Annotated in this window: 18 protein-coding genes and 2 tRNA genes; 16 read left to right on the plus strand and 4 right to left on the minus strand. The window is 49.6% G+C overall.

All coding sequences use genetic code 11. From position 1 onward, the window contains the following. Positions 1–44: 44 nt before the first annotated feature. From pmrB to dacB, 3 genes are read right to left on the minus strand one after another with little or no spacing between them, the layout of a single operon-like run. Positions 45–1,103: a two-component system sensor histidine kinase PmrB gene (gene pmrB, locus DY231_RS02565; RefSeq protein ID WP_115627161.1), complete on the minus strand. Its 1,059-nt coding sequence runs from the start codon at positions 1,101–1,103 to the stop codon at positions 45–47. Further along, complete coding sequence (pmrA, locus tag DY231_RS02570) at positions 1,100–1,762, minus strand: two-component system response regulator PmrA (protein WP_034498830.1); 663 nt, start codon at positions 1,760–1,762, stop codon at positions 1,100–1,102. The genes pmrB and pmrA overlap by 4 nt, the downstream gene beginning before the upstream one ends. A gap of 3 nt (positions 1,763–1,765) precedes the next feature. After that, positions 1,766–3,199: a serine-type D-Ala-D-Ala carboxypeptidase gene (dacB, locus tag DY231_RS02575; RefSeq protein WP_115627162.1), complete on the minus strand. Its 1,434-nt coding sequence runs from the start codon at positions 3,197–3,199 to the stop codon at positions 1,766–1,768. A gap of 253 nt (positions 3,200–3,452) precedes the next feature. On the opposite strand from dacB, the gene greA reads away from it, so the two are divergent. Beyond that, the gene (gene greA / locus DY231_RS02580) at positions 3,453–3,929 is read left to right on the plus strand and encodes a transcription elongation factor GreA (RefSeq protein WP_034498827.1); all 477 of its coding nucleotides are present in this window, start codon (positions 3,453–3,455) and stop codon (positions 3,927–3,929) included. Positions 3,930–4,035: 106 nt separating this feature from the next. Here the strand turns inward: greA and yhbY are convergent, their stop codons facing one another. Continuing rightward, complete coding sequence (gene yhbY / locus DY231_RS02585) at positions 4,036–4,329, minus strand: ribosome assembly RNA-binding protein YhbY (protein ID WP_034498826.1); 294 nt, start codon at positions 4,327–4,329, stop codon at positions 4,036–4,038. Between the two features lie 126 nt (positions 4,330–4,455). On the opposite strand from yhbY, the gene rlmE reads away from it, so the two are divergent. From rlmE to nlpI, 15 genes are all read left to right on the plus strand, one after another. Continuing rightward, a complete protein-coding gene (gene rlmE / locus DY231_RS02590; RefSeq protein ID WP_115627163.1) occupies positions 4,456–5,085 on the plus strand; it encodes a 23S rRNA (uridine(2552)-2'-O)-methyltransferase RlmE in 630 nt (209 codons plus the stop codon). 56 nt (positions 5,086–5,141) lie between these two features. Next, positions 5,142–7,079, plus strand: coding sequence for an ATP-dependent zinc metalloprotease FtsH (ftsH, locus tag DY231_RS02595; RefSeq protein ID WP_115627164.1), 1,938 nt, complete (start codon positions 5,142–5,144; stop codon positions 7,077–7,079). Between the two features lie 101 nt (positions 7,080–7,180). Then, positions 7,181–8,029 carry a dihydropteroate synthase gene (gene folP / locus DY231_RS02600; RefSeq protein WP_115627165.1) on the plus strand — a complete coding sequence of 283 codons (849 nt, stop codon included), beginning with the start codon at positions 7,181–7,183 and terminating at the stop codon, positions 8,027–8,029. Continuing rightward, on the plus strand, positions 8,022–9,359 hold the full coding sequence (glmM, locus tag DY231_RS02605; RefSeq protein WP_115627166.1) for a phosphoglucosamine mutase: 1,338 nt from the start codon (positions 8,022–8,024) through the stop codon (positions 9,357–9,359). Before folP ends, glmM begins: the two co-directional genes overlap by 8 nt. A gap of 231 nt (positions 9,360–9,590) precedes the next feature. After that, complete coding sequence (secG, locus tag DY231_RS02610; RefSeq protein WP_034498820.1) at positions 9,591–9,920, plus strand: preprotein translocase subunit SecG; 330 nt, start codon at positions 9,591–9,593, stop codon at positions 9,918–9,920. A gap of 45 nt (positions 9,921–9,965) precedes the next feature. After that, a tRNA-Leu gene (locus DY231_RS02615) sits at positions 9,966–10,052 on the plus strand. Between the two features lie 60 nt (positions 10,053–10,112). After that, a tRNA-Met gene (locus tag DY231_RS02620) sits at positions 10,113–10,189 on the plus strand. A 210-nt stretch (positions 10,190–10,399) separates the two neighbouring features. After that, positions 10,400–10,852: a ribosome maturation factor RimP gene (gene rimP / locus DY231_RS02625; RefSeq protein WP_034498954.1), complete on the plus strand. Its 453-nt coding sequence runs from the start codon at positions 10,400–10,402 to the stop codon at positions 10,850–10,852. Positions 10,853–10,879: 27 nt separating this feature from the next. Beyond that, positions 10,880–12,385 (plus strand): transcription termination factor NusA, encoded by a 1,506-nt coding sequence (gene nusA / locus DY231_RS02630; RefSeq protein ID WP_034498819.1) that lies wholly within the window; start codon positions 10,880–10,882, stop codon positions 12,383–12,385. 24 nt (positions 12,386–12,409) lie between these two features. Further along, positions 12,410–15,094, plus strand: coding sequence for a translation initiation factor IF-2 (gene infB, locus DY231_RS02635; protein WP_115627167.1), 2,685 nt, complete (start codon positions 12,410–12,412; stop codon positions 15,092–15,094). Positions 15,095–15,162: 68 nt separating this feature from the next. Beyond that, positions 15,163–15,567: a 30S ribosome-binding factor RbfA gene (gene rbfA, locus DY231_RS02640; protein ID WP_034459684.1), complete on the plus strand. Its 405-nt coding sequence runs from the start codon at positions 15,163–15,165 to the stop codon at positions 15,565–15,567. After that, positions 15,567–16,511, plus strand: coding sequence for a tRNA pseudouridine(55) synthase TruB (truB, locus tag DY231_RS02645; protein ID WP_115627168.1), 945 nt, complete (start codon positions 15,567–15,569; stop codon positions 16,509–16,511). Before rbfA ends, truB begins: the two co-directional genes overlap by 1 nt. 153 nt (positions 16,512–16,664) lie before the next feature. Beyond that, positions 16,665–16,934: a 30S ribosomal protein S15 gene (gene rpsO, locus DY231_RS02650; protein ID WP_002434239.1), complete on the plus strand. Its 270-nt coding sequence runs from the start codon at positions 16,665–16,667 to the stop codon at positions 16,932–16,934. A gap of 245 nt (positions 16,935–17,179) precedes the next feature. Further along, on the plus strand, positions 17,180–19,309 hold the full coding sequence (gene pnp / locus DY231_RS02655) for a polyribonucleotide nucleotidyltransferase (protein WP_147295619.1): 2,130 nt from the start codon (positions 17,180–17,182) through the stop codon (positions 19,307–19,309). Between the two features lie 117 nt (positions 19,310–19,426). Then, on the plus strand, positions 19,427–20,311 hold the full coding sequence (nlpI, locus tag DY231_RS02660; protein WP_034498810.1) for a lipoprotein NlpI: 885 nt from the start codon (positions 19,427–19,429) through the stop codon (positions 20,309–20,311). Positions 20,312–20,345 lie beyond the last annotated feature (34 nt).

Below are 20,345 nucleotides of genomic sequence, written 5' to 3' on the forward strand. Positions count from 1 at the left end.
AATAAAAAGCCGGGAAGTTTCCCGGCTTTTTTTTTATGTCTCAATTATTGGTTTTGCGCCGGGATCCAGCAGCCGGCTTGTAGCCCAATGCCATCCGCTCCGCTATCTAACGTCAATTTCCCGTTATGAAGATGAACAATACGCTGGACAATATTCAGTCCCAGCCCGCTGCCACCATAGCGTTGATCCATACGACGGAAGGGATCGGTTATCGTCTGGCGATGTTCTTCATCAATGCCTGGCCCTTGGTCGGAAACCCCCAGCATTGCGCCATTTCCCTGAGTCGCTAATGACACCGTGATGGTGCTTTCTGTTGGGCTATAGCGGGATGCGTTTTCCATCAGGTTCCGCAACATCAGGCGAAGCAGTACAGCATCGCCTTGCACCATATCAGCACTTTCGTTTGGCCAAATAATGTTTTGTCCACGCAGGGCAACCATCTCTTCCATTTCCATTTTGAGCGGGGTGATGATGTCGCGATTCCAGTTCAATGTATCGTAATGACCGCTTGCCAGCGCTTGCCCGGCACGCGAGAGCATCAACAACTGTTCAATGGTATGCATGAGCTGATCGATGCGCTCCAGCAGCATAGGGGCTTGCTGAACGCCTGAGTTAGCCATTAACTCGAGGTGCAAACGTAGGCCAGCCAGTGGCGTGCGTAATTCGTGGGCGGCATCAGCAGTAAATAAACGTTCTTGCTGGATAGTATTATCCAGGCGTGCCAGCAACTGGTTAAGCGAATTAGTCACAGCCACCATCTCATCCATGTCTGAATACATAGGCAAAGGTGACAGGTTGTCGGCCGAGCGATTGGCAAGGCTGGTGCGCAGGCGATTCAACGGACGGGTAATCCAGGTGATTGCCCAGAATGAGAAGAATAGCGTGAATCCAATCATTACCAGAGAAGGAACCAATAATGACGCAATCGCCTCGCGGATTTCCTTCTCTACATGCTGGTTTCGAGCTTTGGCTGATAGCGTTTCACTGACCAGAAAACTGATTTGTTCACGGCTTTCATGCCACAACCAAATAACACTAATTAACTGGAAAAACAGTAGGATAAGTGCAAGAAGAATCATCAGTCTCTGGCGCATACTGTTCATTTTCGACTCTCCAGTCGATAGCCCACGCCACGTACGGTTTTGATTCTGTCCTTACCTAATTTACGCCTGAGATTGTGAATATGTACCTCAAGCGTATTGGATCCAGGATCGTCCTGCCAGCTGTAGATATCTTGCTGCAATGTCTCGCGGTGTACCGTCTGCCCGATACGCATCATCAAGCGTGTCAGTAATGCGAATTCTTTAGGCGTGATCTCGACGGGGTTATCTTGCAATAATACCTGCTGGGTTTGCAGGTTGAGCGTCAGGTCATCATGCTGGAGAAGGTTATCGCTGTGACCTTGATAACGGCGAATCAGTGCCCGGGTGCGGGCTTGTAATTCGGCTAAAGCAAAGGGTTTAACCAGATAATCATCAGCGCCTGAGTCCAGACCATTAACACGGTCTTCCAGCGCATCACGTGCTGTGAGTATTAGCACTGGCGTGCTAATACTACGACGGCGCCACTGCCTGAGCAGCGTAGCGCCATCTTTATCCGGCAGGCCAAGATCAAGGATAACCATACCGTATTCACCGCTTTCAATCAGCGCATCTGCTTCAGCAGCTGTTGTTGCGCAATCCAGAGCATAACCCTCGCTGTTCAGTGCCAGCACCAGGCCTTCCCGTAACAGTAAATCGTCTTCAACAATCAGCAGTTTCATAACTTAATTATTCTGGTAGATATCCTTATAGAGGCGACTTTCAAAGCGCACTAACGGGATACGACGGTTACGTTGATCGGCAGGCTCTACAGCATAGCCTGACAAATATTGCACAAAGGCCATGCGCTGGCCGCTGGCAGTGGTAATAAATCCTGCAAGGTTATAGACCCCTTGCAGTGAACCTGTTTTCGCCGAAACTTTTCCATCAACACCCGCCTGATGAAGACCTGCGCGGTACTGTAATGAGCCGTCATAACCTGCTAACGGCAACATTGAGATAAAGTTAAGCTCAGTGTCATTCTGCGCGATGTATTGCAACACCTGCATCATGGTTGCGGGCGAAATGAGATTGTGGCGAGATAAACCTGAACCATCCACAACAATACTGTTACCTAAATCGACACCTGCTTTCTGCCGCAGAATTTGTCGCACAGCGTCCGCGCCCGCACGCCAGGTTCCCGGCACACCAAAGCGGTTATGGCCGATGGTACGAAAAACGGTATCGGCAATCATGTTGTCTGATTTCTTCAGCATGACCTTTAGCAAATCGTGCAAGGGTGCCGATTGTTTGCTGGCGATAACGGTTCCTGGGGTATTAGATAGCGTCTGACGTAACAGAGTTCCGCTATAGCTGATTCCCGCCTCTTTAAGCTCGGCTTTTAAAATCGCGCCTGCGTAACTTGCGCCATCCTGAATCGCAAATGCGAGTGGCAGTGGGTCGGCACGTTGAGTCATACACCCAGTGAGCGTAAAACGATTCAGATCGCCTGGAACGACATCCAGCTCGCAATATTGTGCGTCCGGAGAGCCTTTGGCGAGGGTACGAACCTGGCTATTCATCACGACAGGGTAATAAGAGGCAATGCGGATAAAGGCTAAATCGTCTGCTTTAGGCGCGCTGTAGAGCGAAACAGAAAAACAATTTCGGTCTACGATAGCAGCCGCCGGTGGGGCGCTAAAGCATTGCGTCATGTCATTCCACGGCCAGCCAGGCGCTTTGTCATGACTGGCAAAAACGGAAGTATCGATGAGCACATTGCCCTGAATTTGCTGAACGCCCGATTTCTTCAGAACCGCAACCATATTGCGAATATCCTGACGTTTTAGCGTCGGATCGCCACCAAATCGCGCAATAAGGTCGCCTTGTAAAACACCGTTGCTCACTTGAGCCCGGCTTTCAAGGGTGGTAGTAAACCTGAAATCTGGACCCAGTTGCAGCAGTGCGGCTAGCGCAGTAATGACTTTCTGGGTACTGGCAGGCAGCGCCATCTGTTGACTGTGATAGTCAATCGACGGAGCGGGAGCACCCACTTTTTGCACCATCAAAGCCAAATTCGCACCAGCAGGCAACTGGGAGGTATATTCTTCAATGTTGGCAGCCTGGACGGTAAACACCACAGCACTGGTCAATCCAATGACAAATCTAAAAAATCGCATAATCTCGCGGTAACAACCTGGAAACGTGCCGTCATACTACGGTGCATCGCAGTGCAAAGTAAACGATGACCCTTAGGGAACTCCAGGGTAAAATACAGGTCAATTTGGAAACCGTTCCTGACCTGGCGCTTTGCGCCGGGTCAGTTTTATTTTGCTTAGTGCCAGGGGTTTGCCTTATTAATGCAGACTCGGCTCTGGATTCAGGAGTGCCGCAGGGCAGTTCTGAACAGGAAAGTTTTGAAGAGGTATAACAATGCAACCTATTCCGATGACCCTACGTGGCGCAGAAAGATTACGTGAAGAGCTGGATTTCCTGAAGTCTGTACGCCGCCCGCAAATTATTGCCGCGATTGCTGACGCCCGCGAACACGGCGATTTGAAAGAAAACGCTGAATATCATGCCGCGCGTGAGCAACAGGGTTTTTGTGAAGGCCGTATCCAGGACATCGAAGCTAAGCTCTCCAACGCTCAGGTTATAGACATCTCAAAAATGCCAAATAATGGTCGCGTTATTTTCGGGGCGAGTGTGACTGTTTTGAACCTGGACAACGACGAAGAGCAGACTTATCGCATTGTTGGTGACGATGAAGCTGATTTTAAACAGAATCTTATTTCGGTGAACTCACCGATTGCTCGTGGCCTTGTCGGTAAAGAGCAGGATGATGTCGTTGTTATCCGTACACCGGGTGGCGATGTAGAGTTTGAGATAGTGAAAGTGGAATATTTATAATTTCTGCTACGCTTTTTTATGGCGTGGAGTATTGTAAAGAAAGGAAAAAGGCCGCACCGCGGCCTTTTATCAACTAACAGAGCGTGGCATTTTGCACACTCTCTGCTTATTTCGGCAGAGAAATCTTGCGCTCTTTAGACGGGCGATAGAGCACCAGCGTTTTACCGATAACCTGTACATTACAGGCGCCGGTTTCACGCACGATGGCATCCACGATCAAGGTTTTAGTTTCGCGATCTTCAGTTGCGATTTTCACCTTGATTAACTCATGATGTTCGATCGCTTGTTCAATCTCGGCCAGTACCCCTTCGGTCAAACCGTTATTGCCAAGCATGACTACAGGCTTGAGCGGATGTGCAAGACCTTTCAGGTGCTGTTTTTGTTTAGTACTCAGATTCATCGTATTTTTTGCTTACGTTGGGATTGAAAACGGTTCATTCTACCGCCATCTCTACTGTATCGCCAAATCGGCTGTGCTGATAAGTCTACAGCCTGCTACTCACGATGAACAAAGTTGGAAAATGAGATGACAGGTAAAAAGCGTTCTGCCAGCTCTGGTCGCTGGCTGCAGGAACACTTTAGCGATAAATATGTAATTCAGGCGCATAAAAAAGGGTTGCGTTCCCGTGCCTGGTTTAAACTTGATGAAATACAGCAAAGTGACAAACTTTTTAAGCCAGGAATGACTATTGTTGATCTTGGCGCGGCTCCCGGAGGTTGGTCACAATATGTTGTGACTCAAATCGGGAACCAGGGGCGAATCATTGCTTGCGATCTTTTACCAATGGATCCTATCGTTGGTGTTGATTTCCTTCAGGGCGATTTTCGTGATGAACTAGTCGTGAAAGCTCTGCTGGATCGTGTTGGTGACAGTAAAGTTCAGGTTGTCATGTCAGATATGGCTCCAAATATGAGCGGGACACCGGCAGTTGATATTCCTCGGGCTATGTATTTAGTAGAACTGGCACTGGAAATGTGTCGTGATGTTCTGGCACCGGGCGGTAGTTTTTTAGTGAAAGTGTTTCAGGGCGAAGGTTTCGATGAGTACCTACGAGAAATTCGCTCCCTGTTTACGACAGTTAAAGTTCGTAAACCGGACTCTTCTCGTGCCCGCTCACGTGAAGTGTACATTGTAGCGACTGGGCGAAAACTATAGTCCCCTGACGCTGTTTGTTAACACAGTTGTAATATGAGGTTAATCCCTTGAGTGACATGGCGAAAAACCTAATACTCTGGCTGGTCATCGCGGTTGTGCTGATGTCTGTGTTCCAGAGCTTTGGGCCCAGCGAGTCAAACGGCCGTAGGGTGGATTACTCCACTTTCCTGTCTGAAGTGAATCAGGATCAGGTTCGTGAAGCGAGTATCAATGGACGTGAAATCAAAGTTACCAAGAAAGATAGTAACCGATACACGACTTACATCCCCGTTAACGATCCTAAACTGCTTGATAACCTGCTGACCAAAAATGTGAAAGTAGTAGGCGAACCGCCTGAAGAGCCAAGCTTGTTGGCTTCTATTTTCATCTCCTGGTTCCCAATGCTATTGCTAATTGGGGTCTGGATCTTCTTTATGCGTCAGATGCAGGGCGGGGGTGGCAAAGGTGCCATGTCGTTCGGCAAGAGCAAGGCGCGTATGCTCACCGAAGACCAAATTAAGACTACTTTTGCTGATGTTGCTGGTTGTGACGAAGCAAAAGAAGAGGTTGCTGAACTGGTTGAGTACCTTCGTGAGCCAAGCCGTTTCCAGAAACTGGGCGGTAAAATCCCGAAAGGCGTGCTGATGGTTGGCCCTCCTGGTACCGGTAAAACCCTGCTGGCGAAAGCGATTGCAGGTGAAGCGAAAGTACCGTTCTTTACTATTTCCGGTTCTGACTTCGTAGAAATGTTCGTCGGTGTGGGTGCATCCCGTGTTCGCGACATGTTCGAACAAGCCAAGAAGGCAGCACCCTGCATCATCTTTATCGATGAAATCGACGCCGTAGGCCGTCAGCGTGGCGCGGGTCTGGGTGGTGGTCACGATGAACGTGAACAAACACTGAACCAGATGCTGGTTGAAATGGATGGTTTCGAAGGTAACGAAGGTATCATCGTTATCGCTGCAACTAACCGTCCAGACGTACTTGACCCAGCATTGCTGCGTCCGGGCCGTTTCGACCGTCAGGTTGTGGTTGGTCTGCCAGATGTGCGTGGCCGTGAGCAAATCTTGAAAGTGCATAGCCGCCGAGTGCCACTGGCTCCAGACATCGACGCAGCAATCATTGCACGTGGTACTCCAGGCTTCTCTGGTGCTGACCTTGCAAACCTGGTCAACGAAGCTGCCCTGTTTGCTGCCCGTGGCAACAAGCGCGTAGTTTCGATGGTTGAATTCGAAAAAGCGAAAGACAAAATCATGATGGGTGCGGAACGCCGCTCCATGGTGATGACGGAAGCGCAAAAAGAGTCCACCGCATATCATGAAGCAGGACATGCGATTATTGGTCGTCTGGTTCCAGAACACGATCCTGTGCATAAAGTAACGATTATTCCGCGCGGTCGTGCGCTGGGTGTAACGTTCTTCTTGCCGGAAGGTGATGCAATCAGCGCAAGCCGCCAGAAACTGGAAAGTCAGATTTCTACTCTGTACGGCGGTCGTCTTGCTGAAGAGATTATTTACGGTGCTGAGCATGTTTCTACTGGTGCGTCTAACGACATCAAAGTAGCGACATCTATTGCCCGTAACATGGTCACCCAATGGGGCTTCTCTGAGAAACTCGGTCCGTTGCTGTACGCGGAAGAGGAAGGTGAAGTATTCCTGGGTCGTTCCGTGGCGAAAGCAAAACATATGTCCGATGAAACTGCGCGTATCATCGATCAGGAAGTGAAGCTATTGATTGAGCGTAACTATGCTCGTGCACGCCAGCTCCTGAATGAAAATATGGATATTCTCCACACCATGAAAGACGCATTGATGAAGTATGAAACCATCGATGCGCCTCAGATTGATGACCTGATGAACCGTCGCGATGTGCGTCCGCCAGCAGGTTGGGAAGATTCAAACAACGGCAACAACAATTCTGATAATAACGGTACACCACGTGCACCGCGTCCGGTCGATGAACCGCGCACGCCGAATCCTGGAAATACTATGTCAGAGCAGTTGGGCGATAAATAAGTCGTCACTGCCAGATGTTAATGCAGTAATCTATAAAACCCTGGGCTTGTCCCGGGGTTTTTGTTTTTTTGTTTTAACCAAAGTCTATGCAGGGAATTTTGATGAAACTCACCGCACAGGGCACTACGCTCGATCTCTCGCACCCTCATATTATGGGGATCTTAAATGTCACACCTGATTCGTTTTCTGACGGTGGGCAGCACAATTCGTTAGTAGAGGCCGTAAAACACGCTAATGCGATGATCAATGCTGGTGCGACGATTATTGATATTGGTGGTGAGTCAACACGCCCAGGCGCGGCTGAAGTGAGTGTCGAGGAAGAGCTGTCTCGTGTGATCCCTGTTGTAGAAGCCATTGCACAGCGATTCGAAGTGTGGATTTCTGTTGATACGTCGAAACCTGAAGTGATTCGTGAATCAGCAAGAGTAGGTGCGCATATCATCAATGATATTCGTTCATTGCAAGAGCCTGGGGCGCTCGAAGCCGCTGCCGAAACAGGGTTACCTGTTTGCCTGATGCATATGCAGGGCGAGCCGAAAAACATGCAGCAAGCCCCGCATTACGATGATGTTTTTGCCGATGTAAATCGCTTTTTTATTGACCAAATAGCTCGCTGTGAAGCGGCCGGAATCTCAAAAGAAAAATTGTTGCTCGACCCGGGCTTTGGTTTCGGTAAAAATCTAACCCATAATTATCAACTTTTAGCCCGACTCTCCGAATTCCACCACTTTGGCTTACCGCTGCTGGTGGGGATGTCGCGTAAATCAATGGTTGGCCAATTGCTGAACGTCGGACCGGATCAACGTCTGAGCGGCAGTCTTGCTTGCGCGGTAATATCTGCAATGCAAGGGGCTAATATCATTAGAGTTCACGATGTAAAAGAGTCAGTCGAAGCGATGCGCGTGGTGGAAGCCACACTTTCAGCGAAGGAAAAAAAACGCTATGAGTAACCGTAAATATTTTGGCACAGATGGCATCCGCGGTCGTGTAGGCGATTCTCCAATTACTCCTGACTTCGTGCTCAAACTCGGCTGGGCCGCAGGTAAGGTATTAGCGCGCCACGGCTCGCGTAAAATTATTATCGGTAAAGATACCCGTATCTCTGGTTATATGCTGGAATCCGCTCTGGAAGCCGGTCTGGCGGCAGCAGGGTTGTCTGCATCATTCACTGGCCCGATGCCAACACCTGCCGTGGCGTATCTGACTCGTGCCTTCCGCGCAGAAGCCGGAATCGTTATCTCTGCCTCGCATAACCCATTCTATGATAACGGGATTAAATTCTTCTCCATCGACGGCACCAAATTGCCGGACGATGTCGAAGAAGCTATCGAAGCGGAAATGGAAAAAGAAATTACCTGCGTGGATTCAGCGGAACTGGGCAAAGCCAGCCGTATCGTTGATGCCGCGGGCCGCTACATTGAATTCTGTAAAGGCACATTCCCGAACGAATTAAGCCTCAACAGCCTGAAAATTGTTGTCGATTGTGCTAACGGTGCAACGTACCACATTGCGCCAAATGTGCTGCGCGAACTGGGTGCAACGGTTATTACCGTGGGCTGTGAGCCTAACGGCGTCAACATCAACGAAAAATGCGGTGCGACTGATGTGCGTATGCTTCAGGAGCGCGTGTTGGCTGAAAAGGCTGATATTGGTATTGCGCTTGATGGCGATGGCGACCGTGTCATTATGGTGGATAACCTGGGCCATAAAGTTGATGGCGACCAAATTCTTTACATCATTGCTCGAGAAGGTTTGCGTCAGGGCCAATTACGCGGTGGCGCTGTCGGTACGCTGATGAGCAATATGGGACTGGAACTGGCACTCAAACAACTGGGTATTCCGTTTGCTCGTGCAAAAGTGGGCGACCGTTATGTCCTGGAAAAGCTTCAGGAAAAAGGCTGGAGGATTGGCGCTGAAAACTCAGGTCATGTGATTCTTCTGGATAAAACCACTACTGGCGACGGTATCGTTGCAGGTTTGCAAGTACTCACTGCAATGGTGCGTAACCATATGAGCTTGCATGACTTGTGCAGCGGAATGAAATTATTCCCGCAAATTTTAGTTAATGTACGTTTTACTGCCGGCAGCGGTGATCCACTTGAACACGACTCAGTGAAAAAAGTGACTGCTGAAGTTGAAGAGGCGCTAGGCAATCGTGGCCGCGTGTTACTGCGTAAATCTGGCACAGAGCCTCTCATCCGCGTAATGGTGGAAGGCGAAGATGAAGCGTTGGTCATTGAATATGCCAACCGTATCGCTGATGCTGTAAAAGCAGTGTAAAGTCACTATTGATTGTTGTGTGAAAAGGCGGCATTTGCCGCCTGTTTTCCAGGCGAAAGTGAGTGTGTTGCTGTTTTTTTCCGCAGTCAGCGAAATGTGAATAAATTGCCCTTGCGCAGTTCGAAGGCTTTGGTTAGTATTCTCACCCGCTTCAGTGGGTAAACTTAAACGTATCCGCTTGACTGGTTTGAAGCTTTGGTATGCGGTAATACCGCAAGGAACAGGTTGATTATGTACGAAGCTCTTTTAGTTGTTTTCCTTATTGTAGCCTTGGGCCTTGTAGGTCTTATCATGCTGCAACAAGGTAAAGGCGCTGATATGGGAGCCTCCTTCGGAGCAGGCGCTTCCGCTACGCTGTTTGGTTCCAACGGTTCTGGTAACTTCATGACCCGTATGACCGCTGTGTTAGCAACGCTGTTCTTTATCATCAGCCTGGTACTGGGTAACCTCAATACCAACAAAACCGATAAAGGAAGTGTGTGGGATAATTTAACTCAGCCAACAAAAACTGAGTCACAGCCAGCGGCACCTACCAAGCCGAGCAGCGATATCCCGCAGTAAGTAGTAAGCTTCTGTACGGTAAGAAATGATTGCCGTACGCAAAGTGCCGAGGTGGTGGAATTGGTAGACACGCTACCTTGAGGTGGTAGTGCCCGATTGGGCTTACGGGTTCAAGTCCCGTCCTCGGTACCAAAATATCTGCATTTCTTGCATTTTATGCAATATCGGCGTAATATTTGCCACGTTTTCGGACGCGGGGTGGAGCAGCCTGGTAGCTCGTCGGGCTCATAACCCGAAGGTCGTCGGTTCAAATCCGGCCCCCGCAACCACTTTCCCTGAGAGTTCTTTTTCAAATATACTGTGAACACCAGTTGGTGCCTCGCGAAGAATTTAGAAAAAAATTCTCCTGGATGGTGTCCGGGCCGCAATCGCGGTGTACAGGGTTCAGTTATATAAAGCCTCGATTTATCGGGGTTTTTTGTTATCTGACTTCAGAATAACTGGGCTATATGCCCTTTTTTTATTTCTCGGGGGTGGGCTTGTCCACATTAGAGCAAAAATTAACAGAGATGATTTCAGCACCGGTCGAGGCGCTGGGCTATGAATTAGTCGGTATCGAATTCGTTCGAGGTCGCCAATCTACGCTGCGCATCTATATTGATAGTGAAGCTGGCATCAATGTTGATGATTGTGCTGATGTCAGTCACCAGGTAAGTGCAGTTCTGGATGTCGAAGACCCTATCACTGTAGCTTACAACCTGGAAGTTTCCTCACCAGGCCTTGATCGCCCAATGTTCACCGCAGAGCATTACGTTCGCTTTACCGGCGAAGAAGTGAGCATTGTGTTGCGAATGGCTGTGCAAAACCGTCGTAAATGGCAGGGTATAATTAAAGCCGTAGAAGGTGAGATGATCACGGTCACGGTGGAAGGTAAAGATGAAGTGTTCGCGCTGAGCAACATCCAGAAAGCGAACCTGGTACCCCACTTTTAATAGTTTGGATTGAGGTGAAAACCCAGGATGAACAAAGAAATTTTGGCTGTTGTAGAAGCAGTTTCCAATGAAAAATCACTGCCGCGCGAGAAGATTTTCGAAGCGCTGGAAAGTGCACTTGCAACAGCGACCAAGAAAAAATACGAACAAGAGATTGATGTGCGTGTCAGCATCGATCGTAAAAGTGGTGACTTCGATACTTTCCGCCGCTGGGTTATTGTTGAAGAAGTGACCCAACCTACGCGTGAAATTACCCTTGATGCAGCTCAATTCGAAGATCCAGAGCTGAATGTTGGCGGATACGTTGAAGACCAGATCGAATCTGTGACTTTCGACCGTATCACTACTCAGACCGCAAAACAGGTTATCGTACAAAAAGTACGTGAAGCTGAACGCGCTATGGTAGTTGATCAGTTCCGCGAGCTAGAAGGTGAGATCATCACAGGCGTGGTTAAGAAAGTTAACCGTGATAATATTTCGCTCGAAGTTCGCCCGATCGATGGCTCTAACACGAGTGCTGAAGCAGTCATTCCTCGCGAAGATATGTTACCGCGTGAAAACTTCCGCCCAGGTGACCGTATCCGCGGTGTGCTTTATGCTGTGCGTCCGGAAGCTCGCGGTGCTCAACTATTTGTTAGCCGTTCCAAGCCTGAAATGCTGATCGAACTGTTCCGCATTGAAGTGCCGGAAATCGGCGAAGAAGTCATTGAAATTAAAGCTGCTGCGCGTGATCCTGGTTCTCGTGCGAAAATCGCTGTGAAAACCAACGATAAACGTATCGACCCAGTAGGGGCTTGTGTTGGCATGCGTGGTGCGCGTGTCCAGGCTGTTTCTACTGAACTGGGTGGCGAGCGTATTGATATCGTGTTGTGGGACGATAACCCTGCACAATTTGTTATCAATGCTATGGCTCCAGCAGACGTAGCTTCCATTGTTGTTGACGAAGACAAACATACAATGGACATCGCGGTAGAGGCAGGCAATCTGGCTCAAGCTATCGGTCGTAATGGTCAGAACGTGCGTCTGGCTGCTCAACTGAGTGGCTGGGAACTCAACGTTATGACTGTTGATGACCTGCAAGCTAAGCATCAGGCTGAAGCACATGCGGCCATTGATACCTTTACCAAATACCTCGAAATCGACGAGGACTTCGCCACTGTATTGGTAGAAGAAGGTTTCTCCACTCTCGAAGAACTGGCATACGTGCCAATGAAAGAGCTGCTGGAAATTGATGGCCTTGATGAAGATACAGTGGAAGCATTACGTGATCGCGCCAAAAACGCCCTCACCACGCTGGCATTGGCGCAGGAAGAAAGCCTGGGCGATAACAAACCTAAAGAGGATCTGCTGAACCTCGAAGGTATGGATCGCAATCTGGCCTTTAAACTCGCTTCGCGCGGTGTGAGCTCGCTGGAAGACCTGGCTGAGCAAGGTGTCGACGATCTGTCAGATATTGAAGGTTTAACTAACGAGAAGGCCGGTGAATTAATCATGGCTGCTCGCAATATCTGCTGGTTTGGCGGCGAAGCGTAATAAACTGTAGCAGGAAGGAACAGCATGACAGATGTAACCGTAAAAGCGCTGGCCGCAGAGATTCAGACCTCCGTGGACCGCCTGGTACAGCAATTTGCTGATGCAGGGATCCCTAAGGCTGCTGATGATTCTGTCTCGGCCCAGGAGAAACAAACATTACTGGCGCACCTGAACCGTGAACATGGTTCTGCGCCAGATAAGTTGACATTACAGCGCAAAACGCGCAGTACTTTAAACATTCCAGGTACCGGTGGGAAAAGTAAATCGGTACAAATCGAAGTCCGCAAGAAGCGCACCTTTGTGAAACGTGATCCGCAAGAGACTGAACGTCTTGCCGCGGAAGAACAGGCGCAGCGTGAAGCGGAAGAGCAAGCCCAACGTGAGGCGCAGGAAGCTGCCAATCGTCAGGCGCAAGAAAAAGCTAAACGTGAAGCTGAAGATAAAGCTAAGCGTGAAGCCGCTGATAAAGCGAAACGTGAAGCTGCGGAAAAAGACAAAGTGAGCAATCAACAAGACGATATGACGAAAAGCGCCCAGGCCGACAAAGCCCGTCGCGAAGCAGAAGCTGCAGATCTGAAGCGCGCTGCTGAAGAAGAAGCCCGTCGCAAATTAGAAGAAGACGCCCGCCGTGTAGCTGAAGAGGCCCGTAAAATGGCTGAAGCTAACGCAGGTGTATGGACGGAAGAAGAGAAAGTGGAAGACGACAAATCTGATTACCATGTCACCACCTCTCAGCATGCTCGCCAGGCTGAAGACGAAAACGACCGTGAAGTTGAAGCAGGTCGTACTCGCGCTCGTACTGCGACAACTAAAGCACCACGCCAGAAAAAAGGCGGCAAACACGGCGAGTCTAAAGCTGACCGTGAAGAAGCTCGTGCTGCAGTTCGTGGTGGTAAAGGCAAGCGTAAACCAAGCTCACTGCAGCAGGGCTTCAACAAGCCTGCACAGGCAGTTAACCGTGACGTCGTAATCGGCGAAACCGTTACTGTTGCAGAACTGGCTAACAAAATGGCTGTTAAAGGCTCTCAGGTCATCAAAGCAATGATGAAACTGGGTGCAATGGCAACCATCAACCAGGTCATCGACCAGGAAACCGCACAGCTGGTTGCCGAAGAGATGGGCCACAAAGTCATCCTGCGTCGTGAAAACGAGCTGGAAGAAGCGCTGATGAGCGACCGTGACACTGACGCAGTTGCTGAGTCACGTGCGCCGGTTGTTACCATCATGGGCCACGTTGACCACGGTAAAACTTCACTGCTCGACTACATTCGCTCTACTAAAGTAGCGTCTGGCGAAGCGGGTGGTATTACCCAGCACATCGGTGCATACCACGTAGAAACTGACAACGGTATGGTTACCTTCCTGGATACCCCGGGCCACGCAGCGTTTACTTCTATGCGTGCTCGTGGTGCTCAGGCGACGGATATCGTTGTTCTGGTTGTTGCCGCAGACGATGGCGTAATGCCACAGACTATCGAAGCTATCCAGCACGCGAAAGCGGCGCAGGTACCGGTAGTCGTTGCGGTAAACAAAATTGATAAGCCAGAAGCCGATCCAGACCGCGTTAAGCAGGAACTGTCTCAGTACGGCATCATGCCAGAAGAGTGGGGCGGCGAAAGCCAGTTCATCCACGTGTCTGCTAAAGCAGGTACTGGTATTGACGAACTGCTGGACGCAATTTTGCTGCAAGCTGAAGTTCTTGAACTGAAAGCAATGCGTGACGGTATGGCGAGCGGTGTGGTTATCGAATCCTTCCTTGATAAAGGTCGTGGTCCGGTTGCAACTGTACTGGTTCGTGAAGGTTCCCTGAACAAAGGCGACATCGTTCTTTGTGGTTTCGAATATGGCCGTGTTCGTGCAATGCGTGACGAAATGGGTCGTGAAGTGACTGAAGCAGGTCCGTCTATTCCTGTTGAAATCCTGGGTCTGTCCGGTGTGCCGGCAGCGGGTGATGAAGTAACAGTTGTTCGTGACGAGAAAAAAGCTCGTGAAGTTGCTCTGTATCGTCAGGGTAAATTCCGCGAAGTTAAACTGGCTCGCCAGCAGAAATCTAAACTGGAAAACATGTTCGCCAACATGACCGAAGGCGAAGTGTCTGAAGTGAACGTTGTGCTGAAAGCTGACGTTCAGGGTTCTGTTGAAGCGATCAGCGATTCACTGCTGAAACTGTCTACTGATGAAGTTAAAGTTAAAATCATCGGTTCAGGCGTAGGTGGTATCACTGAAACTGACGCAACGCTTGCTGCAGCTTCTAACGCTATTCTGGTTGGCTTCAACGTACGTGCTGATGCTTCTGCTCGCCGCGTAATTGAATCTGAAAGCCTGGATCTGCGTTACTACTCCGTCATCTATCATCTGATTGACGAAGTTAAAGCAGCAATGAGCGGTATGCTGTCTCCGGAACTCAAACAACAGATCCTCGGCCTGGCCGAAGTTCGCGACGTGTTCAAATCACCTAAATTTGGCGCAATCGCAGGTTGTATGGTTACCGAAGGTGTGGTCAAACGTCACAACCCAATCCGTGTACTGCGCGACAACGTTGTTATCTATGAAGGCGAGCTGGAATCTCTGCGCCGCTTCAAAGATGACGCGAACGAAGTTCGTAACGGTATGGAATGTGGTATCGGCGTGAAGAACTACAACGATGTGCGTGTTGGTGACGTGATCGAAGTATTCGAAATCATCGAAATCCAGCGTACTATCGCCTGATATCAGCCGAGTACATAGCTAATATCTTTAGGGGGCCGAGCGCCCCCTGATTTTATGGAGAATTTATTATGGCGAAAGAATTTGGTCGCCCACAGCGTGTTTCTCAGGAATTGCAGAAAGAAATCGCAATCATCCTGCAGCGCGAAATTAAAGACCCGCGTCTGGGCATGATGACCACCGTTTCTGGTGTCGAAGTGTCACGCGATCTGGCTTATGCCAAAGTGTTTGTCACCTTCCTGAACGATAAAGACGAACAGGCTGTAAAAGAAGGCATCAAAGTTCTGCAAGATGCTTCTGGTTACATTCGTTCTTTGCTGGGCAAAGCAATGCGCCTGCGCATCGTGCCTGAACTGACTTTCTTCTACGATAACTCGTTAGTTGAAGGCATGCGCATGTCGAATCTGGTTTCAAACGTCATCAGAAATGATGATGAGCGCCGTGTAAACGATACGGATGACAGCAAGGAGGATTAATGAGTCGTCCTCGTCGTCGTGGTCGTGATATACACGGAGTGCTGTTGTTAGATAAACCTCAGGGCTTATCTTCCAACGATGCGTTGCAGAAAGTTAAGCGTATTTATAACGCTAACCGTGCCGGTCATACCGGAGCGCTTGACCCGCTTGCAACCGGAATGCTGCCGATTTGCCTCGGTGAAGCGACAAAATTCTCGCGCTATCTGCTGGACTCCGATAAGCGTTACCGTGTTATTGCCCGCCTTGGGCAGCGCACTGATACTTCTGATGCTGATGGCACAGTCGTTCAGGAGCGTCCGGTAGCCTTTACTGAGCAAGAGCTGGCGCAAGCGTTAGAAAGCTTTCGTGGTGAAACACAGCAAATTCCGTCGATGTACTCCGCACTGAAATATCAAGGCAAGCCACTTTATGAGTATGCGCGTCAGGGTATCGAAGTGCCGCGTGAAGCGCGGTCTATCACGGTTTACGAACTTCTGTTTATTCGCCATGAAGGCAATGAACTTGAGTTGGAAATCCACTGTTCTAAGGGAACGTACATCCGGACCATCACTGATGATTTAGGTGAAAAACTCGGTTGTGGTGCCCATGTGACTTTCCTGCGTCGCCTTGCAGTAAGCAAGTATCCTGTTGAACGCATGGTAACGCTTGAGCAATTGCATGAATTGGTTGAGCAAGCACAAACGCAAGAAATTGAGCCATCAGTGCTCTTAGACCCGCTATTGATGCCAATGGACAGCCCTGCGTCGGATTTCCCAATCGTGAATTTATTACCTGCTGTTGCGGGTTACTTCAAGAATGGGCAGCCGGTGCAAGTTTCGGGTAGCCCAGCAGAAGGGCTAGTCCGCGTCACCGAAGGTGATGAAGGCAAATTTATCGGCATGGCCGAAATAGACGATGATGGACGCGTTGCGCCTCGTCGTCTGGTCGTTGAGTATCCGCTCTGACACCTGGAGTTGCCTTGCGATAAGAGGTGGCTACAGGTAAAATGGTGCGGCTTAACTTTCATACCTTTGTTTAACATTGTTGTGAAAGTGCACTGGAGTTGCTGAATTAGAGATCGGCACTCTATCTTTTTATCTATAATTTTGGAGTTTAAAATGTCTCTAAGCGTTGAAGCTAAAGCTAAGATCGTTTCTGAGTTTGGTCGTGGTACTAACGACAGCGGTTCTACCGAAGTTCAGGTTGCACTGCTGACTGCACAGATTAACCACCTGCAAGGTCACTTTGCAGAGCACAAAAAAGATCACCACAGCCGTCGTGGTCTGCTGCGTATGGTTTCTCAGCGTCGTAAACTGCTCGACTACCTGAAGCGTAAAGATGTAGCACGTTACACCAGCCTGATCGAGCGTCTGGGTCTGCGTCGCTAAGTCTTGCGAGTTTCAGAAAAAGGGGCCTTTTAAGGCCCCTTTTTTCAACCATATGGCAGCAATTCTATGGAAACTAATGTATTGTTGCAGGGTGTGATCTTTGTTGCAGAGGTTCGCGCGGCTAATGAGAGGCTTTATCCGCATGGGCGGGTCAGGGTTGTCATTAGTCGCGAGGATGCGATAAAGGTCGGGTTAAACGGAGCAAGTGCAATCACCTGCTACCAAAGATTATTAAGGATATTATTTTGCTAACTCCGATTGTCCGTAAATTTCAATACGGTCAGCATACGGTCACAATAGAGACCGGTATGATGGCTCGCCAGGCTACCGCAGCAGTAATGGTAAGCATGGACGACACAGCTGTATTCGTGACCGTAGTCGGTCAGAAAAAAGCGAAAGCAGGTCAAGACTTCTTCCCACTGACTGTTAACTACCAGGAGCGTACTTACGCTGCTGGTCGTATCCCAGGCAGCTTCTTCCGTCGTGAAGGCCGTCCAAGCGAAGGCGAAACACTGATTGCGCGTCTTATTGACCGCCCAGTGCGTCCGCTGTTCCCGGAAGGCTTCGTGAACGAAGTTCAGGTTATCGCCACTGTTGTTTCTGTGAACCCACAAGTTCACCCGGACATCGTTGCAATGATCGGTGCTTCTGCTGCTCTGAGCCTGTCTGGTATTCCATTCAATGGTCCAATTGGTTCTGCTCGCGTGGGCTACATCAATGACCAGTACGTGCTGAACCCAACGGCTGACGAACTGAAAACCAGTAAGCTGGATCTGGTTGTTGCCGGTACCGAAGGTGCTGTGCTGATGGTTGAATCCGAAGCTGAACTGCTGAGCGAAGACCAGATGCTGGGCGCGGTAGTATTTGGCCACGAACAACAGCAAGTTGTTATCCAGAACATCAACTCTCTGGTTGCTGAAGCTGGCAAACCACGTTGGGACTGGCAGCCAGAAGCTGTTAATGAAGCGCTGAATGCGCGCGTTGCTGCACTTGCTGAATCCCGTCTGAGCGATGCTTACCGCATTACTGATAAACAAGAGCGCTATGCTCAAGTCGACATCATCAAATCTGACGTTATCGCTGCACTGTCAGCTGAAGACGATTCAATTGATGCTGGCGAAGTCAGCGACATTCTGCACGCTATCGAGAAAAATGTTGTTCGTAGCCGTATTCTGGCTGGTGAACTGCGTATCGATGGCCGCGAAAAAGACATGATCCGTGGTCTGGATGTGCGTACTGGCGTTCTGCCACGTACTCACGGTTCTGCACTGTTCACCCGTGGTGAAACTCAGGCGCTGGTTACAGCAACTCTGGGTACTGCTCGTGATGCACAGAACCTGGATGAGTTGATGGGCGAACGTACCGACAACTTCCTGTTCCACTACAACTTCCCTCCGTACTCTGTAGGCGAAACCGGCATGGTCGGTTCACCGAAGCGTCGTGAGATTGGTCATGGTCGTCTGGCTAAGCGTGGCGTACTGGCTGTTATGCCAGAAGCTGACCGCTTCCCATATACCGTACGTGTAGTGTCTGAAATCACTGAATCTAACGGTTCTTCTTCTATGGCTTCCGTATGTGGTGCTTCTCTGGCACTGATGGATGCAGGCGTGCCAATCAAAGCCGCTGTAGCCGGTATTGCGATGGGTCTGGTCAAAGAAGGCGAAAACTTTGTTGTTCTGTCTGACATTCTGGGTGACGAAGATCACTTGGGCGACATGGACTTTAAAGTTGCTGGTAGCCGTGAAGGTATCTCTGCACTGCAGATGGATATCAAAATTGAAGGTATCACCCGCGAAATCATGCAGGTGGCTCTGAACCAGGCTAAAGGTGCGCGTCTGCATATCCTTGGCGTGATGGAACAAGCTATTAATGCACCACGTGGTGACATCTCTGAGTTCGCTCCACGTATTCACACTATCAAAATCAACCCAGACAAGATCAAAGACGTGATCGGTAAGGGTGGTTCTGTGATTCGTGCGCTGACCGAAGAAACCGGTACTACCATTGAAATCGAAGATGACGGCACAGTTAAGATTGCTGCGACCGACGGCGACAAAGCGAAATTCGCAATTCGTCGTATCGAAGAGATCACTGCGGAAATCGAAGTGGGCCGTATCTACCAGGGTAAAGTTACTCGTATCGTAGATTTCGGCGCATTCGTTGCGATTGGCGGTGGCAAAGAAGGTCTGGTGCACATTTCCCAAATCGCTGACAAGCGTGTAGAGAAAGTGACTGACTACCTGCAAATGGGTCAAGAAGTTCCAGTTAAAGTACTGGAAGTTGATCGCCAGGGCCGTGTACGTCTGAGCATCAAAGAAGCAACTGAGCAGTCTCCAGCAGAAAGCGCGGCACCTGCTGCACCAGAAGCTGAGTAAGCGATACCGATTAAGCTCCCCGTGGCAACATGGGGAGCTGTTTATTACGGGGCAGGGAGTCTCGTTTTAGGGCCGGCGGACAGGACGTCATCCAATTGTTGTCTTCGGGAGTGGGAAATGAAGCCTTTTTTGCGCTGGTGTTTCGTTGCGACAGCTCTCACGCTGGCAGGATGCAGCAACTCTGCCTGGCGTAAAAGCGAAGTCCTGGCGGTGCCTTTGCAGCCGACTTTGCAGCAAGAAGTCATTCTTGCACGCATGGAACAGATACTTGCCAGTAGGGCTTTAACCGATGATGAACGCGCACAGCTTTTATATGAGCGCGGAGTGTTGTATGATAGCCTCGGCTTGCGGGCTCTGGCGCGAAATGATTTTTCACAAGCGTTGGCAATCCGCCCCGATATGCCTGAAGTATTCAATTACTTAGGTATATATTTAACGCAGGCAGGCAATTTTGATGCTGCCTATGAAGCGTTTGATTCTGTACTTGAGCTTGATCCAACTTACAACTACGCGCATTTAAATCGCGGTATCGCCCTCTACTACGGTGGTCGTTATCGTTTAGCGCAAGATGATCTGCTAGCGTTTTATCAAGACGATCCCAATGATCCTTTCCGTAGTCTGTGGCTCTACATTGCTGAAAGCAATTTAGATGCAAAGCAGGCTAAGGTGGCGTTACAACAACGCCTCGATAAATCGGATAAAGAGCAATGGGGATGGAACATTGTCGAGTTCTACCTGGGGAACATTAACGAAAAAACGTTAATGGAACGCCTCGAGGCGGACGCAACGGATAACACCTCGCTCGCTGAGCATCTCAGTGAAACCAACTTCTATTTAGGTAAGTACTACCTAAGTCTGGGGGAAAAGGACAGCGCCACGGCACTGTTCAAGTTAGCGGTCGCTAACAACGTACACAACTACGTTGAGCATCGTTATGCATTGTTGGAATTAGCGCTCTTGGGCCAGGAGCAAGATGACCTGGCAGAATCGGACCAGCAATAGCTGACGAACATCGATCAGCCCATAAACTTTTTAA

This window comes from Buttiauxella agrestis (genome assembly GCF_900446255.1).
GTDB classification, from domain to species: domain Bacteria; phylum Pseudomonadota; class Gammaproteobacteria; order Enterobacterales; family Enterobacteriaceae; genus Buttiauxella; species Buttiauxella agrestis.